At 34.2% G+C, this 22,169-nt stretch carries 20 protein-coding genes; 9 read left to right on the top strand and 11 right to left on the bottom strand.

Annotation, left to right across the window (positions count from 1 at the left end):
- Positions 1-122: 122 nt before the first annotated feature.
- Both OD917_RS20505 and OD917_RS20500 read right to left on the bottom strand, forming a co-directional pair.
- Entirely contained in the window at positions 123-491 is a 369-nt protein-coding gene (locus tag OD917_RS20505) for a PUR family DNA/RNA-binding protein (RefSeq protein WP_111287605.1), read from the bottom strand.
- 68 nt (positions 492-559) lie between these two features.
- Positions 560-2,338, bottom strand: coding sequence for an ABC transporter ATP-binding protein (locus tag OD917_RS20500; RefSeq protein ID WP_263525258.1), 1,779 nt, complete (start codon positions 2,336-2,338; stop codon positions 560-562).
- A gap of 204 nt (positions 2,339-2,542) precedes the next feature.
- Between OD917_RS20500 and OD917_RS20495 the strand changes: the two genes are divergently transcribed.
- From OD917_RS20495 to yajC, 3 genes are all read left to right on the top strand, one after another.
- Positions 2,543-3,649, top strand: coding sequence for a Glu/Leu/Phe/Val dehydrogenase (locus tag OD917_RS20495; RefSeq protein ID WP_318013907.1), 1,107 nt, complete (start codon positions 2,543-2,545; stop codon positions 3,647-3,649).
- A gap of 278 nt (positions 3,650-3,927) precedes the next feature.
- The gene (gene nusB / locus OD917_RS20490; RefSeq protein WP_263525257.1) at positions 3,928-4,839 is read left to right on the top strand and encodes a transcription antitermination factor NusB; all 912 of its coding nucleotides are present in this window, start codon (positions 3,928-3,930) and stop codon (positions 4,837-4,839) included.
- Between the two features lie 145 nt (positions 4,840-4,984).
- Positions 4,985-5,260, top strand: a complete 276-nt coding sequence (gene yajC / locus OD917_RS20485) for a preprotein translocase subunit YajC (protein WP_008462186.1) — start codon at positions 4,985-4,987, stop codon at positions 5,258-5,260.
- Between the two features lie 372 nt (positions 5,261-5,632).
- On the opposite strand, the gene OD917_RS20480 is transcribed toward yajC, so the two are convergent.
- The 7 genes from OD917_RS20480 to OD917_RS20450 form a co-directional block, all read right to left on the bottom strand.
- On the bottom strand, positions 5,633-6,220 hold the full coding sequence (locus tag OD917_RS20480; protein WP_263525256.1) for a YdeI/OmpD-associated family protein: 588 nt from the start codon (positions 6,218-6,220) through the stop codon (positions 5,633-5,635).
- A complete protein-coding gene (gene pepT / locus OD917_RS20475; RefSeq protein ID WP_263525255.1) occupies positions 6,220-7,497 on the bottom strand; it encodes a peptidase T in 1,278 nt (425 codons plus the stop codon). Before pepT ends, OD917_RS20480 begins: the two co-directional genes overlap by 1 nt.
- Positions 7,498-7,616: 119 nt before the next feature.
- Positions 7,617-8,747: a formylglycine-generating enzyme family protein gene (locus tag OD917_RS20470; protein WP_263525254.1), complete on the bottom strand. Its 1,131-nt coding sequence runs from the start codon at positions 8,745-8,747 to the stop codon at positions 7,617-7,619.
- Between the two features lie 103 nt (positions 8,748-8,850).
- Positions 8,851-9,840, bottom strand: coding sequence for a DUF3300 domain-containing protein (locus OD917_RS20465; protein ID WP_263525253.1), 990 nt, complete (start codon positions 9,838-9,840; stop codon positions 8,851-8,853).
- A gap of 72 nt (positions 9,841-9,912) precedes the next feature.
- On the bottom strand, positions 9,913-11,145 hold the full coding sequence (locus OD917_RS20460; protein WP_263525252.1) for an OprO/OprP family phosphate-selective porin: 1,233 nt from the start codon (positions 11,143-11,145) through the stop codon (positions 9,913-9,915).
- A 19-nt stretch (positions 11,146-11,164) separates the two neighbouring features.
- The gene (locus tag OD917_RS20455) at positions 11,165-11,743 is read right to left on the bottom strand and encodes a hypothetical protein (protein WP_263525251.1); all 579 of its coding nucleotides are present in this window, start codon (positions 11,741-11,743) and stop codon (positions 11,165-11,167) included.
- A gap of 93 nt (positions 11,744-11,836) precedes the next feature.
- The gene (locus OD917_RS20450) at positions 11,837-14,272 is read right to left on the bottom strand and encodes an arylsulfatase (protein ID WP_263525250.1); all 2,436 of its coding nucleotides are present in this window, start codon (positions 14,270-14,272) and stop codon (positions 11,837-11,839) included.
- A 390-nt stretch (positions 14,273-14,662) separates the two neighbouring features.
- On the opposite strand from OD917_RS20450, the gene OD917_RS20445 reads away from it, so the two are divergent.
- The gene (locus OD917_RS20445; protein ID WP_263525249.1) at positions 14,663-15,697 is read left to right on the top strand and encodes a quinone-dependent dihydroorotate dehydrogenase; all 1,035 of its coding nucleotides are present in this window, start codon (positions 14,663-14,665) and stop codon (positions 15,695-15,697) included.
- Here OD917_RS20445 and OD917_RS20440 read toward each other — a convergent pair.
- Both OD917_RS20440 and OD917_RS20435 read right to left on the bottom strand, forming a co-directional pair.
- Positions 15,683-16,399 carry a DUF3307 domain-containing protein gene (locus OD917_RS20440; protein ID WP_263525248.1) on the bottom strand — a complete coding sequence of 239 codons (717 nt, stop codon included), beginning with the start codon at positions 16,397-16,399 and terminating at the stop codon, positions 15,683-15,685. The two genes, OD917_RS20445 and OD917_RS20440, sit on opposite strands and share 15 nt — an antisense overlap.
- The gene (locus tag OD917_RS20435) at positions 16,396-17,010 is read right to left on the bottom strand and encodes a SatD family protein (protein ID WP_263525247.1); all 615 of its coding nucleotides are present in this window, start codon (positions 17,008-17,010) and stop codon (positions 16,396-16,398) included. Before OD917_RS20435 ends, OD917_RS20440 begins: the two co-directional genes overlap by 4 nt.
- Positions 17,011-17,220: 210 nt before the next feature.
- On the opposite strand from OD917_RS20435, the gene OD917_RS20430 reads away from it, so the two are divergent.
- The 5 genes from OD917_RS20430 (at position 17,221) to guaB (ending at position 22,166) form a co-directional block, all read left to right on the top strand.
- Positions 17,221-18,087, top strand: a complete 867-nt coding sequence (locus OD917_RS20430) for a hydroxymethylglutaryl-CoA lyase (RefSeq protein WP_263525246.1) — start codon at positions 17,221-17,223, stop codon at positions 18,085-18,087.
- A gap of 19 nt (positions 18,088-18,106) precedes the next feature.
- Positions 18,107-18,433 carry a hypothetical protein gene (locus tag OD917_RS20425; RefSeq protein ID WP_263525245.1) on the top strand — a complete coding sequence of 109 codons (327 nt, stop codon included), beginning with the start codon at positions 18,107-18,109 and terminating at the stop codon, positions 18,431-18,433.
- A gap of 126 nt (positions 18,434-18,559) precedes the next feature.
- Positions 18,560-19,111 (top strand): hypothetical protein, encoded by a 552-nt coding sequence (locus OD917_RS20420; RefSeq protein WP_263525244.1) that lies wholly within the window; start codon positions 18,560-18,562, stop codon positions 19,109-19,111.
- Positions 19,108-20,508, top strand: a complete 1,401-nt coding sequence (locus OD917_RS20415) for a DUF5723 family protein (protein WP_263525243.1) — start codon at positions 19,108-19,110, stop codon at positions 20,506-20,508. The genes OD917_RS20420 and OD917_RS20415 overlap by 4 nt, the downstream gene beginning before the upstream one ends.
- A 185-nt stretch (positions 20,509-20,693) precedes the next feature.
- Positions 20,694-22,166 carry an IMP dehydrogenase gene (gene guaB / locus OD917_RS20410; protein WP_129747279.1) on the top strand — a complete coding sequence of 491 codons (1,473 nt, stop codon included), beginning with the start codon at positions 20,694-20,696 and terminating at the stop codon, positions 22,164-22,166.
- Positions 22,167-22,169 lie beyond the last annotated feature (3 nt).

Below are 22,169 nucleotides of genomic sequence, written 5' to 3'. Positions count from 1 at the left end.
ATCTTAAAATTCATTTATTGCGTTTCACATTTTACCATTCACATTTAACAATAAAATAAATATATAAAAAAAGTCCAAAATGCAGAACAAATTGGACTCCTAATTTATATAGATGATCTTGATTAAATATCATCAAAATCGATATCTGTAAAACTAGATCTTTGACCTTCAGCTTTTTCAGAACTGTATTCTTTCTTAAAATCTTTTTGATGTCTTTCAGAAATTACTTCTTCGCCTTTGTGGTTCAAAACATAAGAAGTCATTTCCTCTAATATTTCGGCGAAAGCACTAAAATCTTCTTTGTATAAGTAAATTTTGTGTTTTTTGAAGTGAAAAGAACCATCTTCCTCAGTAAATTTTTTGCTTTCGGTAATAGTAATGTAATAATCATCAGCTTTGGTAGCTCTCACATCAAAGAAATAAGTTCTTCTTCCTGCTCGTAATACTTTAGAAAAAATCTCTTCTTTTTCTAACATGTCATTTTCTCTCATAATACGTTCTATCATTTTTGGAATTAATAGTACTCAAAAATCATAAAAAATTATCTATTACGCAACAATTAAAGTAATTCTTTTTCCGAAAGTTGTTTTAAATATAACGATGCATAATAACCTTCTTGATTTATTAATTGATTATGAGAACCTTGTTGAATTATCTTACCATCTTCTAAGATAATAATTTTGTCTGCATTTTTGGCAGATGATACTCGATGACTTACAATTATGGTGGTTTTATCTTTAGAAATTTCAAATAAATTATTCAAAATCAACTCTTCAGTTTCGGTATCTACTGCAGATAAACAGTCGTCAAAAAGTAAGATTGCTGGATTTTTTATAATCGCTCTTGCAATCGAAACACGCTGTTTTTGTCCGCCAGAAAGTGTGATTCCTCTTTCTCCTAAAACGGTGTCATACTGTTTGTTAAAGGCAATAATGTTATCATGAACCACAGCGTTTTTAGCTGCTTCAATTACTTCTTCATCCGTTGCATTTTGATTTCCGAATTTGATATTGTTTTTAATTGTATCCGAAAATAAGAAAGCATCTTGAGGAACGATTCCGATATTATTTCGAAGATCATTTAAGTTTAAAGTACTGATTTCGTTTTCGTCAATTTTCACTTCTCCTTCGGTTACATCATACAATCTTGAAATCAATGAAAGAATAGTCGATTTTCCAGAGCCTGTTTTTCCTAAGATAGCCAATGTTTCTCCTTTTTTTACGGTAAAAGAAACATTTTTCAAAGCTTCAATATTAGTATCCTGATAGGTGAAAGAAACATTTTCAAAAGAGATATTTCCTTGAATTTCTGAAGTGTTTTCATTGTTGTTTTTGATTTCTGGTTCGATTTTCAAAAATTCATTCAAACGTTTCTGAGAAGCTTCCGCTTCTTGAACCATAGAAGAAACCCATCCTAAAGAAGCAACCGGCCAAGTCAGCATGTTTACATATAATATAAACTCTGCGATGGTTCCGATATTTGGAATACTTCCATTGATGTACATAACGCCTCCAAAATAAATCACAACCAAGTTACTGATTCCAATAAGCGCAATCATCAACGGACCAAATAGCGATTGTACTCTTGCAAGACTTAAACTTTTACGCTTGCTTTCTTCGGCAAGATCAACCATATTATTCTGATGCTGATCTTCTAGAGAATAGGCTTTTATAACGCGAATTCCTGAAAAGATTTCCTGTGTGAAACTTGAAACTTTAGAAAGATATTGCTGAAATGTAGTGCTTCGCTTATTGATTTCTGAGCTTAGTTTAAAAATACAATAAGAAAGTATCGGTAATGGCAATATAGTATATAAGGTAAGCAGCGGTGATACATTATACATATATAATATAACGATAGCAAAACGGATAGCTGTATTTATAGTATACATTACTGCTGGCCCAACGTACATACGAACTTTTGAAACGTCTTCGCTAATACGGTTCATTAAATCGCCAGTTCTATTTTGTTTGTAAAAATTCTGTGAAAGATTCTCGTATTGTCTAAAAACTTCATTTTTTAAATCAAACTCGATATGGCGCGACATTACAATTAAAGTTTGGCGCATTAAAAACGTTAAAAACCCAGCAACAATCGTAGTTCCTATGATAAGTAGCACATTATGAATGAGATCCTGACGAAAAGTAGCAATTACAATTTCTGATTTTTGATCTGTAGCAGAAAGTTTGTCAAAATTCTCAATAGCGTTTAAAGACTTGCTAATGAGCTTTGGAGTAAATAAAGAAAATATTTGTGCGATTATGGTGATTAAAATTCCAAGTGAAAAACTGTATTTATATTTGATGAAATATTTGTTTAAATAGCTTAATTCTTTCATTTTTTTAAGAAATATGATATTGAATTGATTTAGATTTAAGAATTATTATTAAATAAAATTATAATAATTTGCGATTTAATCAAAACAATTATATTGTAAAATTGTTATTTTAAAGACAAAAAATTAGCGCATGTGTATTTTTTAATTATGTTTGAGAAGTCTTTTTGACGAATTCATAATTTTAACCTAATTAATACTAGCGCTATGGATGCAACTTTCGCAACTGGAAAGGAACTTCAAAAAATGGATCCTGTTTTTGGTCAATTATCTTTTGACGATCACGAACAAATTGTATTTTGCAATGACAAAGATACAGGTTTAAAAGCAATTATTGGTATTCATAATTCGGTTATGGGGCCAGCTTTGGGAGGAACCAGAATGTGGAATTATAACACAGAATGGGAAGCTTTAAACGATGTTTTACGTCTTTCTAGAGGTATGACGTTTAAATCTGCCATTACTGGACTTAATATTGGTGGAGGTAAAGCTGTAATTATCGGTGATGCTAAAACTCAAAAAACACCTGAATTAATGCGTAAGTTTGGTGAATTTGTTCATTCATTAAGCGGAAGATACATCACTGCAGAAGATGTCGGAATGGAAACTAAAGACATGGATACTGTAAGAGATGTTACGCCTTATGTTACTGGAATTTCTGAAGAAAGAGGTGGTTCTGGAAACCCTTCTCCAGTTACTGCTTACGGAGTTTATTTAGGTATGAAAGCTGCTGCTAAAAGTCAGTTTGGTTCTGATGTTTTAGAGGGTAAAAAAGTTTTAGTGCAAGGAATTGGACACGTGGGTGAAACTTTGGTTGATTATTTAACTAAAGAAGGAGCGCAAGTAACGATTACTGACATCAACGAAGAAAAATTATACCAAGTTGCTTCAAAATACAATGCAGCAATTTATACTGGTGAAGATTTATATACTGCAGATGTTGATATCTACGCGCCTTGTGCAATGGGAGCAACAATCAATGATAATACAGTAAATAAAATTAAAGCTAAAGTTATTGCTGGTGCAGCCAACAATCAGTTAGCAGACGAAAATGTTCACGGTGCTATTTTACAAGAAAGAGGAATTTTATACGCTCCAGATTTCTTAATCAATGCCGGTGGAATTATTAATGTTTATGCTGAATTGGCAAACTATGGTAAAGCTGAAATCATGAGCAAAACAGAAAATATCTATAATACTACTTTAGAGATTATTGATTTTGCTGCTAAAAACAATATTACAACTCATAAAGCGGCGCTTACAATTGCTCAAAATCGTATCGATCAAAGAAGAATCGAGAACGCTTCTAAGTAATTTTTAAGTTTACAGTCTCAGTCTCAGTTTTCAGATCTACTGGAAACTGAGATTTTTTTTAGTTTTCAGTCGCAGTCGCAGTTTACAGTTTGATCACGATAACAAGACTGAATACTGCGACTGCGACTGAAAACTGATTAATATTGAAAACAGACACCTCAAAGTGTCACTTTTTTGCGAATTAATTTTAAAATACGCATCAAAAGTTATACTTTTGCAGACTAATTTTTAAATGTTCTTACACGGTGGTAAATAGAAGACACATACGCGTTAAAGTAATGCAATCCATTTATGCAATGCACCAAAGCGGTTCTGATAATATGGAAAAAGAAGAGAAATTCCTTTTTTATAGCATAGATAATATTCAGGACTTATATCTTATAATGCTTTCTTCATTGATAGAAATTTGCAAAAAAGAAGCTGTCTATTTGCATCTGTCAAGTAAAAAACACCTTGCTACTCCAGCAGAACGTAATCCGAACGAAAAGTTCATCAAAAACAAAATCTTCCAGCTTTTAGCAGAAAGTAATTCTCTTAGCATTGCTTTAGAAAACCGAAAAATCAATAACTGGTCATTAAACGACGATTATATTATTTTGCTTTTAAACGATGTAAAAGCAAGCGATATCTACAAAAAATACATGTCGAATAATGTAAATACGTTTGAAGAAGACAGACAATTTATTATTGATTTGTTTGAAAACGTTATTGTTCCGAATGAAAAATTATACGAGTATTTGGAGGATGATAAATTGACTTGGGTTGATGATATTCCAGTTGTAAATACACATATCGTGAAACAATTGAAAGCTATTAAAACTGAAGATCCAGACGATTTCAGAGTACCAAAATTGTATAAAGATATTGAGGACAAAGATTTTGCTAAAGATTTATTTAGAAGAACAATTTTAAATGAAACTGCTTTTGCAAAAGAATACGAAGATAAAACACCAAACTGGGACAGTGACCGTATTGCTGAAATTGATACGATTATCTTGAAAATGGCGATTTGCGAGTTTGTTAAATTCCCTTCAATTCCAGTAAAAGTAACTCTTAACGAATATTTAGAAATTGCAAAAGAGTATTCTACACCAAAAAGTAGTATTTTTATCAACGGAATTTTAGATAATCTTGTTAAAGAGCTTACCGCTAATAAAAAGATGCTAAAAACGGGAAGAGGGTTGATGTAAAAGTTTGAAATAATCAATTTTGAAATTCCAAATTCCAATCTGGATCAGGAAGTGCCAAAATTGAATGTAAAAAATCATTGTAACTCTGAGCGGAGTCGAAGAGCAAAAGAAAATATTAAATATAAATCAAAAATAAATTTAAATTATGGGACAATTATCTCAATTTGCGCCATTCCTTTTAATGTTTGTGGTAATCTATTTCTTCATGATCAGACCACAGCAAAAAAGAGCTAAAAACGAAAAAGAATTTGAAAGCAACCTAAAAGTAGGTGACAAAATAGTAACAAAAAGTGGTTTCCACGGTAAAATCGCTGAACTAGCAGAAACTACTGTTGTAATCGAAACTATGTCTGGAAAATTAAAATTAGAGCGTTCTGCTATTTCTTTAGAATTGAGCGCTGCTTTGAATAAGAAAGCATAAATTTTAAATTACAATATTTAAATCCCAAATTCCAAATAGGAGTTTGGGATTTTTTTTTGTCTTGTATTGTCATTTCGAACGAAGAGAGAAATCACACTAGAAACTCCGTAAAGTATATCCAATCTTTGTAGAGTCTCTTGCGGAGATTTCTTGTTTCTCGAAATGACAAACTGTATGAAGGAATCTTTTTATTCTGATGAAGAAAGATGATAAGTATGAATCGACAAAGATTTTTCCCCATACTTTGCGGAGTTACTAGTGTGATCCTTCCTTCGTCAGGATGACAAAAAAAGAAAAACCTTTGTCAAAGTTTAAAACTTTGACAAAGGTCTCGTATAGATTGGAATTTGGAATTTAAATATTGAAATTAAATTACCTGTATTTATCATTCAGCCCAACATTTGCTAAAATCATCGGAACCACTTTTTCGATCCTTGATATCTTAGTTTTTTCCTGTTTAGCAGATTCAATGTATTCTAAAAACTCATATTGTTTATACGGAGAAAACTTTTCGAAAGCAGATTTCAAATCTGGGTTTTTAGCCATTTCTGCATTTAGAAGTTCTGAAACTATTGCTTCCTTTTTTGCAGGTTTAATAACTTTTCCTTGCTTTTCATTTTCAATAGCTTCTTTTATGTATTCCAAAATAACCGTTTCGTTTATTTCTTCTTTTGAAAAAAATCGCCATTGACGCAAAGATTTGGTTACTTCTTCTTGAGCATTTATAAGTTTCTTTTTTTCATCTTTTAAGAAAACTCCATTAAAAAACCACAAAGCAAAATAATCTTTAAATCCTCCAATTCCGACAACATTTTTCTTTTCGTAAACAAAAACTGGACCTCCCCATTTTGTAGTTTCAGTCAATTCTGTTTTGTCAATAATGGCTTTAAGAAGAATTAATTCTTCTTCCCATTGTGCGCCATATTTCCACATGCCTTTATTTTCAGAATTTGATTCCATTATTTTCTTTTCTTAGATTTTTCTGGTGCGTCAAAAATTCCAGGAATAGCTGTCAATTCAGCAATTTTTACAATAACATCGGTTGCCTTTTGAATGCTTTCTGCAGGAACATATTCGTATTTTCCGTGGAAATTATGTCCACCTGCAAAAATGTTCGGACAAGGCAATCCCATAAATGATAATTGAGAACCGTCTGTACCGCCACGAATTGGTTTTATGATTGGTTTGATATTTAATTCTCTCATTGCTTTTTCGGCAATATCAACAATATGTTTTACTGGAAGAACTTTTTCTTTCATATTGTAATATTGGTCTTTAACTTCTGCAATTACAATATCCTCACCAAATTTCTTCGCGAATTTTTTATTGAATTGTTTCGCCAGTTTATGAATCAATTCTTTACGTTTTTCAAATTTCTTTCTGTTGTGATCACGGATAATTAGTTCTAAAACGGTTTCTTCAATATTTCCTTTTATGTGGTGCACATGGAAAAAACCTTCGTAACCTCTAGTTTCTTGAGGAGTTTCTCCTTTTGGAAGTTCGTTGATAAAATCATTTGCCAAAAGCATAGAATTAATCATTTTTCCTTTTGCGTAACCCGGATGAACGCTTTTTCCTTTGAAAGTGATTTTAGCACCAGCTGCATTAAAATTTTCATATTCTAATTCACCAATTTGGCTTCCATCCATAGTGTAAGCCCATTGCGCTCCGAATTTTTCCACATCAAAATGATGCGCACCGCGACCAATTTCTTCGTCTGGAGTAAAACCAATTCTGATTTTTCCGTGTTTAATTTCTGGATGCTGAATAAGATATTCCATTGCCGAAACAATTTCAGTAATTCCAGCTTTATCATCGGCACCTAACAAAGTCGTTCCGTCGGTTGTAATGATGGTTTGACCTTTATATAATAATAAATCTTTGAAGTAATCTGGAGATAAAACAATGTTTTTCTCAGCATTCAAAACGATATCTTTTCCGTCGTAGTTTTCAACGATTTGTGGCTTTACATTTGCTCCGCTAAAATCTGGCGAAGTATCAAAATGAGAAACAAAACCTATTGTTGGCACTTCATGATCAACATTGCTAGGAAGCGTAGCCATGATGTAGGCTTTGTCATCTATAGTTACATCTTCAAGACCAATTGCTTTTAGTTCGTCAACTAGTTTATTGGCAAGATTCCATTGTTTTTGTGTGCTTGGAGTTGTTTGTGAATTTGGATCCGATTCAGTGTCAATTGTTACATAACTGATAAAGCGATCTATGATATGTTGCATTTTTTTGAATTTTTAGCAAATATAGAAAAATTTTTCTGCTGTAAAATTTAGCTTCCTAATATCTGAATTAATAAAAAAAGGGATTCTAAATTGAATCCCTTTCTGGTATTTTAAGTTTGTTATTTGCTTTTTACGCATCTAAAACCAACGTGATTGGCGGCAGATCTGATTTCGCCTTTTCCTCTTGTTCCCACCATGTATCGAGTGCAATATTGGTCAGTGCATAAAAATGAACCGCCACGGTGAACGCGTTTTACTTCAGAAGGATCATTAGGATCGTAATAAGCGCTTGGTCCTTGCGGATTTTTAGCTATCTGACCGCTTTCAGCCAATGATTTGTAATAATCTACGCTATACCAATCGTTTACCCATTCCCAAACATTTCCAGCCATATCATACAAACCATATGCGTTTGGAGCATATTGTCTTGTTGGAGCGATTCCTTTAAATCCGTCTTCGCCAGTATCACCATCTTTTATTGGGAAATGTCCTTGGTAAATATTTGCTTGAAATTTACCTTTAGGTTTTAAGTCATTCCCCCAAGCGTATAAATTTCCAGTTTTCCCCCCGCGTGCTGCAAATTCCCATTCTGCTTCTGTCGGAAGTCTTTTGCCAGCCCATTTCGCGTAAGCCGCTGCATCTTCGTAGACAACATGTACTACTGGATATTTTTCTTTTCCTTTAATGGTGCTTTGTGGGCCTTCAGGATGTCTCCAATCAGCACCTGGCTCATAACGCCACCATTGCAGAAAATTATTCAAATTAACTGCAGATGGTGTAGGAGTGAAGACTACAGAACCTGTTACTAAATCTTCCTCGTTTGCCGTTGGAAATTCTTCTTTTGTTGGTTTTTGTTCAGCAACAGTAACATAACCAGTCGCTTTTACAAATTTTGCGAATTCTTCATTAGTTACTTCGGTTTCATCCATATAATAACCATCTACATACACTCTGTGAATTGGAGCTGCATCTTTTGTTACACCTTTAATACTGCACAGACTTTCATCTTCAACATTGCTTCCCATAGAAAATTCACCGCCAGGAATCCAAACCATGCCTTTTGGCGCTTTTTCTGTTGGTTTGAATTTATTTTCTATAGTCGGTTTAAATTCTGATTCTACGTTGCTTGGAACTTCATGACATTCTGCGACCGTTTTTTCTTCTTTAAATGCAAATCTGGTATAGCTGTAAGCAATTGAAATAATGGATAATGTAAGTAACGCAAAAATCCAAAAGGTTTTGTTTTTCATGGTTTATTATTTTTGAGCTTATAATGGTTGTCAATAGCGGATATAAAATTAGACAAAATAAGTTTTAAAATTATAGTAATTTTATAGAATTAATAAAATTATATTATTCTTTCTCAACTGAAACTACCTCATACTTATCTTTTCCGTCAATTTGCACAGGCTGATAATAGGTTTCTCCAAATTTTACATATTTAGCATCGCCTATTGTGACTTCTTCTCCGCCTTCAGGCAATTTCTCCACAATTGTTCCCGCTGTAGGAGCAACTACAGTATATTTTCCACCATCTTTTTCATAATACGTTCCTCCGTAATAATAATTATTTACCGTTCCGGTATTTACTGTTTCTGCTCCGCTAGGAATATTATTTACCGTTCCGCCAACTGGTGCAGGAACTGCTGTATAACCGCCGCTTGTTGAGGTGTACCAAACTCCCTGATCGTAATGATACTGCGTGCTTTCTACACTAACGACGATTGCCGTAACGGCTAAAGTAGCGACAAAAAATCCCCAAGGATGCCAAACTGGTCCCCAGTAAAATGGCGTATACGGACGTGGATAGTAAGGATGGTAACAATTGTATCTGTAACCGCCATAAACATAAGGAGGACGCACATATGGTCGAGGTCCAGGTCTAACAACTGTGTTACGATTGTTACGAACATGAACACTATTATTTACATTTATATTGACGTTATTCCTGTTTCTATTAACGGTATTTCCGCTTATGTTGGTGTTTCTGTTGCCAACATTATTTTTGTTAACTGTATTATTTCTATTTACGGTATTGTTTCTATTTACAGTATTATTTCTGTTAGAATTGTTTGAAGGCCTATTTATTTTAGTTCCAGAGTTATTTGCTCCTGGTCTGGTCGCCGCTGGCTTAGTGGTTGCAGCTGGTCTAGTCACATTTGGTCTAGATTGAGTAGCAGGTCTTGCTTGTCTGGTATGCGTTGCACCTCCAGCTCTATTCATTCCTCCACCGCCTCCAGCTCGATGACGTTGCGCTAAGGCATCAGCTGAAATAAAGAAGAAAATTCCAATTACGCACAGTAATAGTGCAGGGTTTTTTACTGTTTTCGATATGTTTTTCATATTCAGTAATTTAGGTGATTTAAAGTTATGAAAAAAAAGGCTTGATTTATGTTAATGAACTAAAAGTTTAAGCTATAATGAGATATCCCATTGAATTCTAAATCGCCACCCTTGTTGTAATGGCAATGTTTTGTCTTGAAAGCTAAAGTAACTTACCTCTGAAGTCAGTTTGTTTTTGTGTCCTTTGAAGAACCAGTTGAAAGCCAATGTAGACTCATCCTGTCTGTTTTCTCTTATAGAATTGTCAGGTCTGTATGCTGCATGACGGCCAGCCATTTCTAAGTGTTTGGGCCACCACTCAAAAACATTGTGAAAGAAATACCCAGCTTGGATATAATACCCCTTCATTACAGTCAAATCATTGTTATTGTATTTGTCGATGATTTCTTTAGTGTGCCATTCGCTTTGCCAAGAAAAACCACGATACATAAAAGCAGTTTCCAAATTCCATTGATTGACTCTATATTGACCTGGTAAACCATCTTCGAATCCGTCCAAAGAGCCTCCACCAGCTTGCGAAAATCGGGTATATGGGCTTCGGTTGGTTATAGCTGAGAAAGCAATAATTGGAGTTGGTTTTTCGTGAAATTCTAAATCGCAACCTTCAAAATCAAGAAATCTACCTAAAAAATTCCATTGTGCTCTTCCAAAATACATTAAATGATTATCGTCATTAGAAGTGCTTCCGCGTCCCGTTCCTGTCAAGGCTGCAGCCCAATAATTAAAGTCGGCAATTCCAGCGCCTTTCAAATGTCCATAGATTTCAACACCCAATTGTCTATCAACTGTAAAAGGTCGATTAATGAGAGATCGTTCTACCATTTGCTGTTCACCACTACTAATGAAGCGTTCACGTGTAAATTCTGTTTTCCATTGTCCAACTTTAAAACTCAGAAAGTCCCATTTTTCGATCATAAGCCTAAAATCAAGTAGATTGGACTGACTTAATTCGTATTCCCAATAATATTTTAACCAAGGTTCAAAAGCATGACCGCCAATTTTTAACCTGGCACGATTTATTTTGAAAGTTGTTTTAGCATCTTGGCTGTAGTCATCATAAGTTAGAGGATCTGTATCGTATGGTGTAGAGAAACGAAATTGGAGTCGGCTATGCAATTGAAACAGGAATTTATTATCTTTTGTACGCAACTCAAATCCTTTATCTCCATAGCGAACAGTCATTATTTTAGCAGTATCTTTTTCTTTTTCGAGCTGTGCCATTCCATTAAAACCAACTAACAGCATCAAGGATGTCAAGATAACCTTCAAAATAGAAACAGTTTTATTTGTTTTATATAGGTGCATAATTGGTTTTTAAAAATGTTTATCTTCCTCCAAAGTTCTTCGCAATTCCTAAACCGATTCCCCAGCTGTCGTATGCATTCCATTTAAAGTCGTAGCTCGCAGTGCCAAAAATTTCCCATCCTTTAGGAAGTTCATAACCATATTCTACACCAGCACGGGTTAAGAAAAAATCTTCTTCTTTCGCAAATTCGCCACCAAAACCCAAAAGAAAACTCCAATGTTCGTTTGGTTTATAAATTCCCATAAGAGCAGGGGCAATAGGATAACTTCTTTCTATAGTTTCTTTGTCTTCTTCGCTAGCATAAACTTTTTCGACTTTATATTTTTCCACTATAAAATCGGTATGAAGACCAATAGCCCATTTTTCATGAAACTGAAACGTATAATCAATTCCCCAAGCAGGAAGCGTTAAAGTTTTTCGATTTCCTTCGTCATCACGACCTTCAAAAACATGAGCATGATTGATAGAAATGCCTATTTGATGATGCGGATGAAAAGTTTTTTCTTCGTTTTCCTGAGCTGAGATTTTGTTTTGAATGATTAAGTACAAAAGGGCTGTTAGAAAAAGTGTTTTTTTAAGATGGCTTGTACTAGTCATTGTGATTTAGTTTTTAATCTTTAATAAAAAAGAGGTATTTTATTTACTTTTTTTAGTATATAAATACCTCTTTTAATTTTGTTTTTCTATAGACTATTCGCTTTTCATAATTCTTAAAGCTTCTTTGTTAAGGTCTTCATAGCTTTGTTCGCTAATATCAACACCAACACCTAAGATTTCTCCACCTTTAAAAGTGCCTGGTGATTTATATTGATGACTTACAGCGTCGCCACTATCGAATCCTACACAAAGACCATCACCAGAAAGTGTAAATTTACCGGGTTGTGTTTTCATAGGGCCTTTGGCCACTTCTTTGCCGTCAATGTATAAATGACCTGTACCAATTTGTTCTCCGTTTTTACCGGTGCTTTCTCTTACAAACTCAAATCCTAAGGCATGTTTACCAGGAGTTAAGGTAGCCGATGAAACAAAAGTTTGTTCTGGCTGAATTCCTAAGAAATTATATACATAGTATAATTTATTGTCTTTGATGAATAAAGAGTGTCCTCCAAAGCGAGATCCGTGAGCAAAAACTACTCCTGAAGCTCCCGATTTAATATCTACATCGCCTACAATTTTGTATGAACGACCACGTACGTTTACTGCTACACCTTCTGGTACGGCAGCAGTTCCAGGATAGTAAATGTAACGAGTTTTTGGTTTTTCTTGAGAAGGACGTTCCGTGCTTAATAATTCCATAGGAGAACGGTCGTCTAGAGGTAAGACTAAATTTTTATTCGCTTCTTCAAACCAAGCATCTTTAAGTTCTTTTAATTTGTCAGGGTTCTTTTTAGCCAAATTGTTTGACTCGGCTCTGTCCACATCTACATTGTACAATTCCCATTCGTCTTTGTCAAAGTTGCTTTTACCCGTAAGTGGTACGTGTACAGCAACTGCTTTCCAACCGTCTTTCCAAATGGCACGAGTCCCCAACATTGTATAGTACTGTATGTGTTTTTGAGTAGGAGCATCTGGTTTAGCATCAAACGAATATTTCATTGAAACTCCAGATAATGGATATTGATCTACGCCATTATATTTAGTAGGCATTTCTAAACCACAGATGTCTAAAATTGTAGGTACAATGTCAGTAGAATGGTGGTATTGATTACGGATTTCGCCTCTGGCTTTAATTCCTTTTGGCCATGAAATTACTAATGCATCACAAGTTCCTCCTGCATAATTACTGTAACGTTTAAACATTTTGTAAGGAGCAGAGAAAGCCGCAGCCCATCCAGTAGGATAATGCTCGTAAGTATCTGGGCCTCCTAGTTTATCCAAATATTTTAAATTTTCAGATAATTCATCAGGATAACCATTAAAGAATTTGTTTTCGTTTACAGATCCAGAAGGAGAACCTTCGCCAGAAGCACCATTATCGGCTGCGTAAAGAACTACAGTGTTTTCTAACTGACCTGTTTTTTCTAAATACTCAATAACACGTCCTACTTGAGCATCAGTGTATTCGGAGAAACCGGCATAAACTTCAGCTAGTTTTGAGAATAATTTTTTCTCATCAGCACTTAGTTTATTCCAAGGTTTTACATAATCACCAGGATTAGCAATATTAGGAGGTAAGAAATTGAAATCGGTGTTTTTAGTTCCTTTAGGCACAATTCCTTTAGCAATCATGCGAGGTAATACCCATTCGCGATAGGCATCGTAACCAGCATCAAATTTTCCTTTGTATTTAGCAATGTACTCTTCTGGTGCATGGTGTGGTGCATGGTTCGCTCCAGGACAATACCACATATACCATGGTTTAGAAGGGTTGGTGGCTTTTTGGTCTTTGATATATTCAATGGCTTTATCGGCTAAATCTTTAGATAAGTGGTACCCCTCTTCAGGAGTGTAAGGTGCCTCAATAAAGTGGTTGTCTTCTATTAAATCAGGATACCATTGGTTGGTTTCGCCTCCTATGAATCCATAATAGCGGTCAAAGCCCATTTGGGTTGGCCATTGTGCTTTGGAGCCTCCAGAAGAAACGTCTTGTTCAGGTACGTTGTGGTTTTTTCCAATCCAGAAAGTACTCCATCCTGCTTGTTGTAATACTTGACCAATAGTAGCACACTGAGCTGGGATTTGTCCGTTTGCTCCAGGATAACCATCTGTCGTTTCGGTGATGGATGCCATACCATTTAAGTGGTGGTTACGACCGGTTAATAGAGTAGAACGAGTTGGCGAACATAACGCTGTAGTGTGCCATTGGGTGTAGGTAATACCATTGTCTGCTAATTTTTGTAGTGTTGGCATGTTGATGGCTCCTCCATAAGGAGACCAGGCAGCCTGTCCCGTGTCGTCGTATAAGATAAACAATACGTTTGGCGCACCTTCTGGAGCTGCTTTTTTGGTGTAGGGTTTCCAGTCTGGTTTTGAATTTCTAATGTCAAGTTCGATGACACCATGGAAATTCTCTTTTGTTACTTTCTGCGGATCTGCCTGAGCAGATATTTTTGAAGTTAAGCCAAATGAAAGGCAAAATAGTAGTGTGAAAATACTTTTCAGGACGAATTGTTTACTGACTTTCATGATTTAAGTTATTAATTATTATTGATCTTGTGCGGGACACTTTGTTGAACTTTTGTGTATAAAAAATAATCTGAAAAAAATCGAATTTTAGTCTTCTCTGAATAGGAATATTTTACTGGCTTATAGTTTTTAAAATTTTGAAACGTAATCTTTCAAATTTAAGCATTCTGAGCTTGGAAGGGTATTTTGAACAAATTTAAGTGGTTTCATTTTATAACTTGAAACATGAAAAAGAGGTTTTGGAGTATTAGTCTTTATTGGTTTTTAGAATTGTTTTAATTACAGGCGAAATAATTAAACAAAATTGAAATTATTTGTTTTTTGTAAAAAAGCACCTTTTTAAACTATAATATTTAAATTTGCAGCCAAAATAACAACAACACAACTCTTATGTATAAATTGATAATTCGTCCGATACTTTTTTGTTTTGATCCTGAAAAAGTGCATTACTTTACTTTCTCATTTGTAAAATTCATTTCAAAAATCCCTGGAGTTTCGGCAATTATAAGATCGATTTATGAAGTAAAAGACACTCGATTAGAAAGAGAAGTTTTCGGAATTAAATTTAAAAACCCAGTTGGACTTGCTGCAGGTTTTGATAAAGATGCGAAACTGTATAAAGAACTAGGCGATTTTGGTTTTGGTTTTATCGAAATTGGAACTGTAACGCCAGTTGGACAAGAAGGAAATCCAAAAAAACGTTTATTCCGTCTAAAAGAAGATCAAGCGATTATTAACCGAATGGGGTTTAATAATGGAGGAGTTTTAGAAGCTGTAGAGCGTCTTAAAAAGAATTCAGGTGTTTTAATTGGAGGAAATATCGGAAAAAACAAAGTGACCGATAACGAAGATGCCGTAAAAGATTATATCATTTGTTTTGATGCACTTTTTAATCATGTAGATTATTTTGTAGTGAATGTAAGTTCGCCAAATACACCAAATTTAAGAGCTTTACAAGATAAAGAACCTTTGACAGCTTTATTGCAGACTTTGCAAAATAGAAATATCGAAAAGCAAAAAACAAGCACGCAAAAAGTAAAACCAATTCTTTTAAAAATTGCTCCAGACTTAACAGATGAGCAATTATTAGATATTATTGATATTGTAAAAACAACTCAAATTGCAGGTGTAATTGCAACAAATACCACTATTTCTAGAGAAGGATTGCAATCTTCGAACCAAACAGAAACAGGAGGCTTATCTGGAAAACCATTAACGAAACGTTCTACAGAAGTAATCCGCTTTCTTTCAGAAAAAAGCAATAAAGCATTTCCGATTATTGGGGTGGGAGGAATTCATTCTGCAGATGATGCGATTGAAAAACTAAATGCAGGAGCAAGTTTGGTGCAATTGTATACAGGATTTATTTATGAAGGTCCAGCATTGATAAAAGCAATCAACAAAAAAGTTTTAAAGCAATTGTAAAAATAAAGCTTGAACGGATAATCCGGCAAGTATTGCAATTCCAAAGCTGATTAAAGTTCCGATTAAAACATATTCGGTCAATTTTCTGTCTTTGGCTTCTTTTAAATCTCCGAATCTGAAAATAGATTTTGCAGCCAATAAAAATCCGATTGCTTCAAAATGTCCGGTTAAAATAAAACCGAAAACAAATAAGCGTTCTAAAATACCAATATAATTTCCAGCAGCAATCAGCGAGTTATCCTGATTGCTGTTTTTGCTTTCTGGCGCCCAGATTGAGATTATGGTTTTTATAAAAATAGAGGTTGGTTTGGTGAGCAATAAAAATCCAGTTAACAAGATCCAGAATTGATTGTCTTCCCAGAAACTAGGAATAGGCTTATTTTCATAAAGAAGCGCAATTCCAATTAAAATTAAAATATGAGCAATTTGGTCGACTACAAACCAAGTGCGTTTTGTTTTATTTTTCTGGAAATTCAGTTTTATTAAATCGACAATTCCGTGCGTAACGGCAATAATTATGGCATAGGGTATAAAATTGATTTCTCCAACCAGAATTGCCGCCAGCGCTCCGTGAAGTAAAATATGAATGTATAAGTAAATGCTTTTATGCTTCTTAATTTCTTTGTCGGTAACCCAAGAATTAGGCTGCCAGATAAAATCTCCTAATAAATGAGCGAGAAGCAATTTTATAAATAAAATCATGAGGCTGTAAGTTGTTTTATTTGTGTTCTAAAATAACGATCTAAATTCATGACCAAATCAAAGTGAGCACGTTTTTGTCTTCGGCTCACAGCAGCTTGGTTTATGCCTAGTTTTTGACCTAATTCTTCTTGCGACAAAGTCGGATTTTCTATTGCTAAAGCCACAAATTCTGCCGATTGTACTAGCCAGCTGTCCATAAATGTTAACGCTAGTTGCAGCATTAAATTCAGTTTTTCATCAAAATCTAAATCTCCTGTTCGCATTGCCAAAGTGATTTTTTGTTTTTTCAAAGTTTCAAAAAGTTCACCCGAGTTTATAAAAGCAGAACCATTACTTTCAGAAATCCGTTCAGCATTGTGTGTTTTATCTCCAAAACCAATACTCATTCGAGCGTCAGATTTTATAGATCTTAAATGCGCTTTTATTAAAATCGCTGTCAGTAAAGCATCTTCTGGATTGGTTACTTCAACTTGAAATTCGTCTCCGCGATATACTTCCCATTGACTAGGAGTATGGCCTAAAGGGGCTAAGATTTTCTTTAAACCTTCAACCCAATTTTCTGATTTCTGCTGTCTCGAACCAATTATGTCGCCTGTAATTACACTAGTCATAACCAAATATAATTAAAAAATAATAAACTTTCTATTACAAATATAAGTAATAATTTATAATATTACCGTTTTCCGTAATACTATTAATTATTACGGTTTTCAGTAATAACAAATGCTATTACGATATTCCGTAATAATTCGGATTCAGCTAAAATTATCTTTTATTTCTTTAAAAAAGAAACTAACTTAGCCTTTACAAAAGAATAAGCTTTGAACAGAGAAATCAAAATTATTGAATGCCCAAGAGATGCCATGCAAGGCATTAAAGATTTTATTCCGACAAAAAATAAAGTTACTTATATACAAGCTTTGTTGCGAGTAGGCTTTGATACTATTGATTTTGGAAGTTTTGTTTCTCCAAAAGCTATTCCGCAAATGCAAGATACTGCTGCCGTTTTAGAACAGTTAGATTTGTCTCAAACAACAAGTAAACTGCTTTCTATTATTGCTAATACACAAGGAGCAGTAACCGCTGCCAATTATGAACAAATCCAATATTTAGGTTTTCCTTTTTCTATTTCTGAGAACTTTCAGATGCGTAATACGCATAAAACTATTGCAGAATCTTTAGTTACACTAGAAGAAATTCTTGAAGTTGCCGATAAGAAAAATAAAGAAGTTGTGACCTATCTTTCAATGGGTTTCGGAAATCCTTATGGAGATCCGTGGAATGTTGAAATTGTAGCCGAATGGACTGAAAAACTGGCAGGAATGGGCGTGAAAATTTTATCACTTTCTGATACTGTGGGAACTTCAACGCCAGAAGTAATTACGTATTTGTTTTCAGATTTAATTCCGAAATATCCTGAAATTGAGTTTGGAGCGCATCTTCATACAACACCCGAAAGCTGGTTCGAAAAAATCGATGCTGCTGCAAAATCAGGCTGTACTCGTTTTGATGGTGCTATTCAAGGATTTGGTGGCTGTCCAATGGCAACTGATAAACTTACAGGAAATATGCCGACAGAAAAACTAGTTTCTTATTTTACTGCAAATAAAAAAATAACCGGACTTAATTCTCTAAGTTTTGAAAGTGCTTATAATGAAGCTTCAAAATTGTTTGGGAAGTTCCATTAAAATCAAATAGTTGTTTTATATGGATGAATTTAAGCTTTGGTTAGAATTTGAAGAAGTTGATCCAGACAACTGGCAAAAAGACAATGATTTTTGTAATATACATGTCACAATGGAGGATGGAAGAAATTATGGAATAAATGTTTGGACGTATAATTTCTTAACTACTGCGCTTCAGTCAAATAAAAACACAAGAAATAATCTTCATGGATTATATTTAATTCCGCCAGATTTATTTGTTGAAGAATTAACTAGAGATTGTATTGAAAAAACAATTAGTGATCTATTAAATATTGGAAATCTAGAAGAAATCTTAAATCCAAGTATAATTTCTAAAAATAATGATTGAAGCTAAAAAAAGTTTTAAGCTTCAAAAATGTATATAGCTTTCATTAATAAATAGTTATATTTTCTTATCTTAGATATTCCTTATAAATATTAAGCATTACATTTAATTATTTATATAACTTTTGGTATGAAATCAAACTCTTCAAAAAAAACCTTAAGTATTATTCTTTTTGCTTTTTTATTTTTTTCCTGTTCAAGTAATTTAGATTTCGATCAGGTAAATGATTTTAAGCTTGAGCCAGCCGTTTTAGCAAATTTGGCTTATTTTGATATTCCCGCAAATAAACTTATTGATGATGGAGGAAATCACGTCTTAGCCGATGTAAGGGGTTTTGATGTTTTTAAAGATAAATTTTTCACCAATCGTTTAACAAAAGCAGAATTTGATTTTGAAATCGAAAATACGATAGACCGCGCTTTTGTCGTAAATATACTTTTATTGAATGCTGATGATGAGGTTTTGGAAACTATAACTTTTAATGTTCCAGCCTATACAGGAGGTTCCAATGTTATAAAATATCCAACAGAATCTTTTGAAAATCAGCGTTTAGAAAACTTAAAGAAAACAATTAATATTGGTTTTGTTGTTTTCGTGGCGGCTGGGCCTCCATTGAATGATGACAGTACAGGAAGTTTGAAATTAAAATCAAGTGCAACGGCTTATTTAATTATCGGATGAGAAAAATATATCTGATATTCTGCCTTATTTTTCAGCTTTCTTGTTTTTCTCAAAATAAAGAAATACTGTATAATTTTACTTCTATTCCGCAGTCGTTGTTAGTAAATCCAGGTGCTGATGTTTCCTATAAATATTATTTTGGTTTTCCTGTCTTATCTGGGGTTTCAGCCAATTTAGGTTCGACTAGTTTTTCAGCTTACGATTTATTTGCCGACAATGGTGTCGATTTCAATCAGAAAGTGCGAAATGTTATCAGTAAATCCTCTGCAAATGATAAAGTCGTAACCAATCAGCAATTAGAAATATTTTCTGGCGGATTTAGAGTAGGAGGTAGAGAAAGCAAATCGTATGTTTCATTTGGACTGTATCAGGAATTCGATTTTTTTATGTTTGTTCCAAAAGATTTAGCTTTATTGGCTTTAAACGGAAACAAAGATTACATCGGGAAATCCTTCAACCTTGGAGATTTAAGTATGAAAGCAGAGGTTTTGTCTGTTTTGCATTTCGGATTTCATAAAAAAGTCAATGAAAAACTGGTTTATGGAGGACGCGCCAAAATTTATTCGAGTGGGGCAAATGCTACTTCGACAAAAAATTCAGGCTATATATATACGGGCGAAAGCACAACTACACCAAATTTCTATAATCAAGTTATTTCTTCCAATTTAGAATTAAGGACTTCGGGGCTCTCAAAGTTTACAAAGGATGAATACGAAGGAAATGTCATCAGAGATATTGCAAACAATACTTTTTTTAATGGAAGTTTAGGTCTTGGTATTGATGCAGGATTCACTTATTATTTTAAAGACAATTTGCAAGTGACAGCAAGTGTTGTAGATTTAGGATTTGTGCGACAAACCAAAGATATCGAAACACTGACTTACAAAGGAACTTATCAATACAATGGAGTAAATCCTGATTTTATGGGAACTGATGACCCGGAAAATGTTTTTGATGAATTTGATAAAGCCATTCCGCGAGATACACTTTATAATAAATATACCACTTGGCGCCCAACCAAAATATATTCGTCTATTCAATATTCATTTGGAGAATCACGTCCAGATAATGAATGTAATTGCAAAGGACAAGGTGGAGATGTAAACTATAAAAATGCCGTAGGAGCACAGTTTTTTGCAATGTCTGCGCCACGTACACCTTTATTGGCTTTAACTGCTTTTTATAGAAGAAATATTTTTAGAAAATTAGATGTTAAAGCAACTTATACTTTTGATACTTTTTCAAATAAAAATATCGGACTAGGGCTTGCAGGAACAATTGGCCCAGTAAATCTCTATGCAATGTTCAATAATGTTTTAGAATACAAAGATATATCAAAGGCAAGCAGTGCAGCATTTCAACTCGGGGTAAATTTTGTTTTCCAAGACAGAGATTAAAACATCAATTTTCTAAATTCTAAAAAAGTTTGCTTTTCTCTATTTTTAACTTGGAATTTAGAATTTAGAAAATTGGAATTTAATTTGAAAGACTTTTCCTGTAAATGTAAATTTATGAATAAGTTAGTATTCAAGTTAGCAATTTATTCACTATATTTGCACGCAATTCAACTAGAAATTGCACCATGATAGCACACAACTCCAAGATTATCGGCGAAGGTTTAACTTACGACGATGTATTATTAGTACCTAACTACTCGAATGTGCTTCCTCGCGAAGTGAGCATTAAATCAAGATTCTCAAGAAACATTACATTAAACGTTCCAATTGTATCAGCTGCGATGGATACAGTTACAGAAAGCGCAATGGCAATTGCTATGGCTCAAGAAGGCGGAATTGGTGTTTTACATAAAAATATGACTATCGAACAGCAAGCAGGAAAAGTTCGAAAAGTAAAACGTGCTGAAGCAGGTATGATTATCGATCCGGTAACTTTACCAATGAATTCTACAATTGCTGACGCTAAAAACGCTATGAAAGAATTTGGAATCGGTGGTATTCCAATCGTTGACGAAAATAAAATCTTAAAAGGTATCGTTACAAACCGTGACTTGCGTTTCGAGAAAAACGGAGCAAGACCTATCGCTGAGGTTATGACAAGCCAAAACTTAGTTACGGTTTCTGAAGGAACTTCACTAGAGCAGGCAGAAGTAGTTTTACAAGGTCATAAAATCGAAAAATTACCAGTTGTAAACGATAAAAACGAATTAGTTGGTTTAATCACTTTCAGAGATATTACAAAACTGACTCAAAAGCCAATCGCAAACAAAGATTCTTTTGGCCGTTTAAGAGTTGCTGCTGCAATTGGAGTTACTGGAGATGCTGTTCAAAGAGCAGAAGCTTTAGTTGCCGCTGGTGTAGACGCAATCATTATCGATACAGCTCACGGACACACAGAAGGTGTTGTAAATGTATTAAAAGAAGTAAAAGCAAAATTCCCTCAAATAGACGTAGTAGTTGGAAATATCGCTACTCCAGAAGCTGCTAAATATTTAGTAGAAAATGGAGCGGACGGAGTAAAAGTTGGAATCGGACCTGGTTCTATCTGTACAACTCGTATCGTTGCAGGTGTTGGTTTCCCTCAATTCTCAGCAGTTTTAGAAGTTGCTGCGGCAATCAAAGGAACTGGAGTTCCTGTAATTGCAGATGGTGGAATTCGTTATACAGGAGATATTCCTAAAGCAATCGCTGCAGGTGCTGACTGTGTAATGTTAGGTTCATTATTAGCAGGAACAAAAGAATCTCCAGGAGAAACTATCATTTTCGAAGGAAGAAAATTCAAATCTTACCGCGGAATGGGATCTGTTGAAGCAATGCAAACTGGTTCTAAAGATCGTTATTTCCAAGATGTTGAAGACGACGTTAAAAAATTAGTTCCAGAAGGAATCGTTGGACGTGTTCCTTACAAAGGAGAATTAAACGAAAGTATGCTTCAATTTATCGGAGGTCTTCGTGCAGGTATGGGATACTGTGGTTCAAAAGATATTCCTACTTTACAAGAAACAGGTCGTTTCGTAAGAATCACTTCAAGTGGAATTACTGAAAGTCACCCTCATAACGTAACAATTACAAAAGAAGCTCCGAATTATTCTAGATAATCA

The sequence above is a fragment of the Flavobacterium sp. SH_e genome (assembly GCF_025717045.1).
Taxonomy (GTDB): domain Bacteria; phylum Bacteroidota; class Bacteroidia; order Flavobacteriales; family Flavobacteriaceae; genus Flavobacterium.
The sequence above is the reverse complement of the archived record's forward strand: the minus strand, read 5'-3'. Positions and strand labels throughout refer to the sequence as shown.

Bases quoted from the DNA above. Each gene is read 5' to 3' on its own strand.
- OD917_RS20435 (WP_263525247.1), bottom strand. From the start codon at position 17,010: ATGACTAGTGTAATTACAGGCGACATAATTGGTTCGAGACAGCAGAAA.
- OD917_RS20455 (WP_263525251.1), bottom strand. From the start codon at position 11,743: ATGACTAGTACAAGCCATCTTAAAAAAACACTTTTTCTAACAGCCCTT.
- OD917_RS20480 (WP_263525256.1), bottom strand. From the start codon at position 6,220: ATGGAATCAAATTCTGAAAATAAAGGCATGTGGAAATATGGCGCACAA.
- OD917_RS20505 (WP_111287605.1), bottom strand. From the start codon at position 491: ATGAGAGAAAATGACATGTTAGAAAAAGAAGAGATTTTTTCTAAAGTA.
- pepT (WP_263525255.1), bottom strand. From the start codon at position 7,497: ATGCAACATATCATAGATCGCTTTATCAGTTATGTAACAATTGACACT.
- OD917_RS20420 (WP_263525244.1), top strand. From the start codon at position 18,560: ATGAAATCAAACTCTTCAAAAAAAACCTTAAGTATTATTCTTTTTGCT.
- guaB (WP_129747279.1), top strand. From the start codon at position 20,694: ATGATAGCACACAACTCCAAGATTATCGGCGAAGGTTTAACTTACGAC.
- OD917_RS20460 (WP_263525252.1), bottom strand. From the start codon at position 11,145: ATGCACCTATATAAAACAAATAAAACTGTTTCTATTTTGAAGGTTATC.
- OD917_RS20465 (WP_263525253.1), bottom strand. From the start codon at position 9,840: ATGAAAAACATATCGAAAACAGTAAAAAACCCTGCACTATTACTGTGC.
- OD917_RS20470 (WP_263525254.1), bottom strand. From the start codon at position 8,747: ATGAAAAACAAAACCTTTTGGATTTTTGCGTTACTTACATTATCCATT.
- OD917_RS20450 (WP_263525250.1), bottom strand. From the start codon at position 14,272: ATGAAAGTCAGTAAACAATTCGTCCTGAAAAGTATTTTCACACTACTA.
- nusB (WP_263525257.1), top strand. From the start codon at position 3,928: ATGCAATCCATTTATGCAATGCACCAAAGCGGTTCTGATAATATGGAA.
- yajC (WP_008462186.1), top strand. From the start codon at position 4,985: ATGGGACAATTATCTCAATTTGCGCCATTCCTTTTAATGTTTGTGGTA.
- OD917_RS20495 (WP_318013907.1), top strand. From the start codon at position 2,543: ATGGATGCAACTTTCGCAACTGGAAAGGAACTTCAAAAAATGGATCCT.
- OD917_RS20445 (WP_263525249.1), top strand. From the start codon at position 14,663: ATGTATAAATTGATAATTCGTCCGATACTTTTTTGTTTTGATCCTGAA.
- OD917_RS20500 (WP_263525258.1), bottom strand. From the start codon at position 2,338: ATGAAAGAATTAAGCTATTTAAACAAATATTTCATCAAATATAAATAC.
- OD917_RS20425 (WP_263525245.1), top strand. From the start codon at position 18,107: ATGGATGAATTTAAGCTTTGGTTAGAATTTGAAGAAGTTGATCCAGAC.
- OD917_RS20415 (WP_263525243.1), top strand. From the start codon at position 19,108: ATGAGAAAAATATATCTGATATTCTGCCTTATTTTTCAGCTTTCTTGT.
- OD917_RS20440 (WP_263525248.1), bottom strand. From the start codon at position 16,399: ATGATTTTATTTATAAAATTGCTTCTCGCTCATTTATTAGGAGATTTT.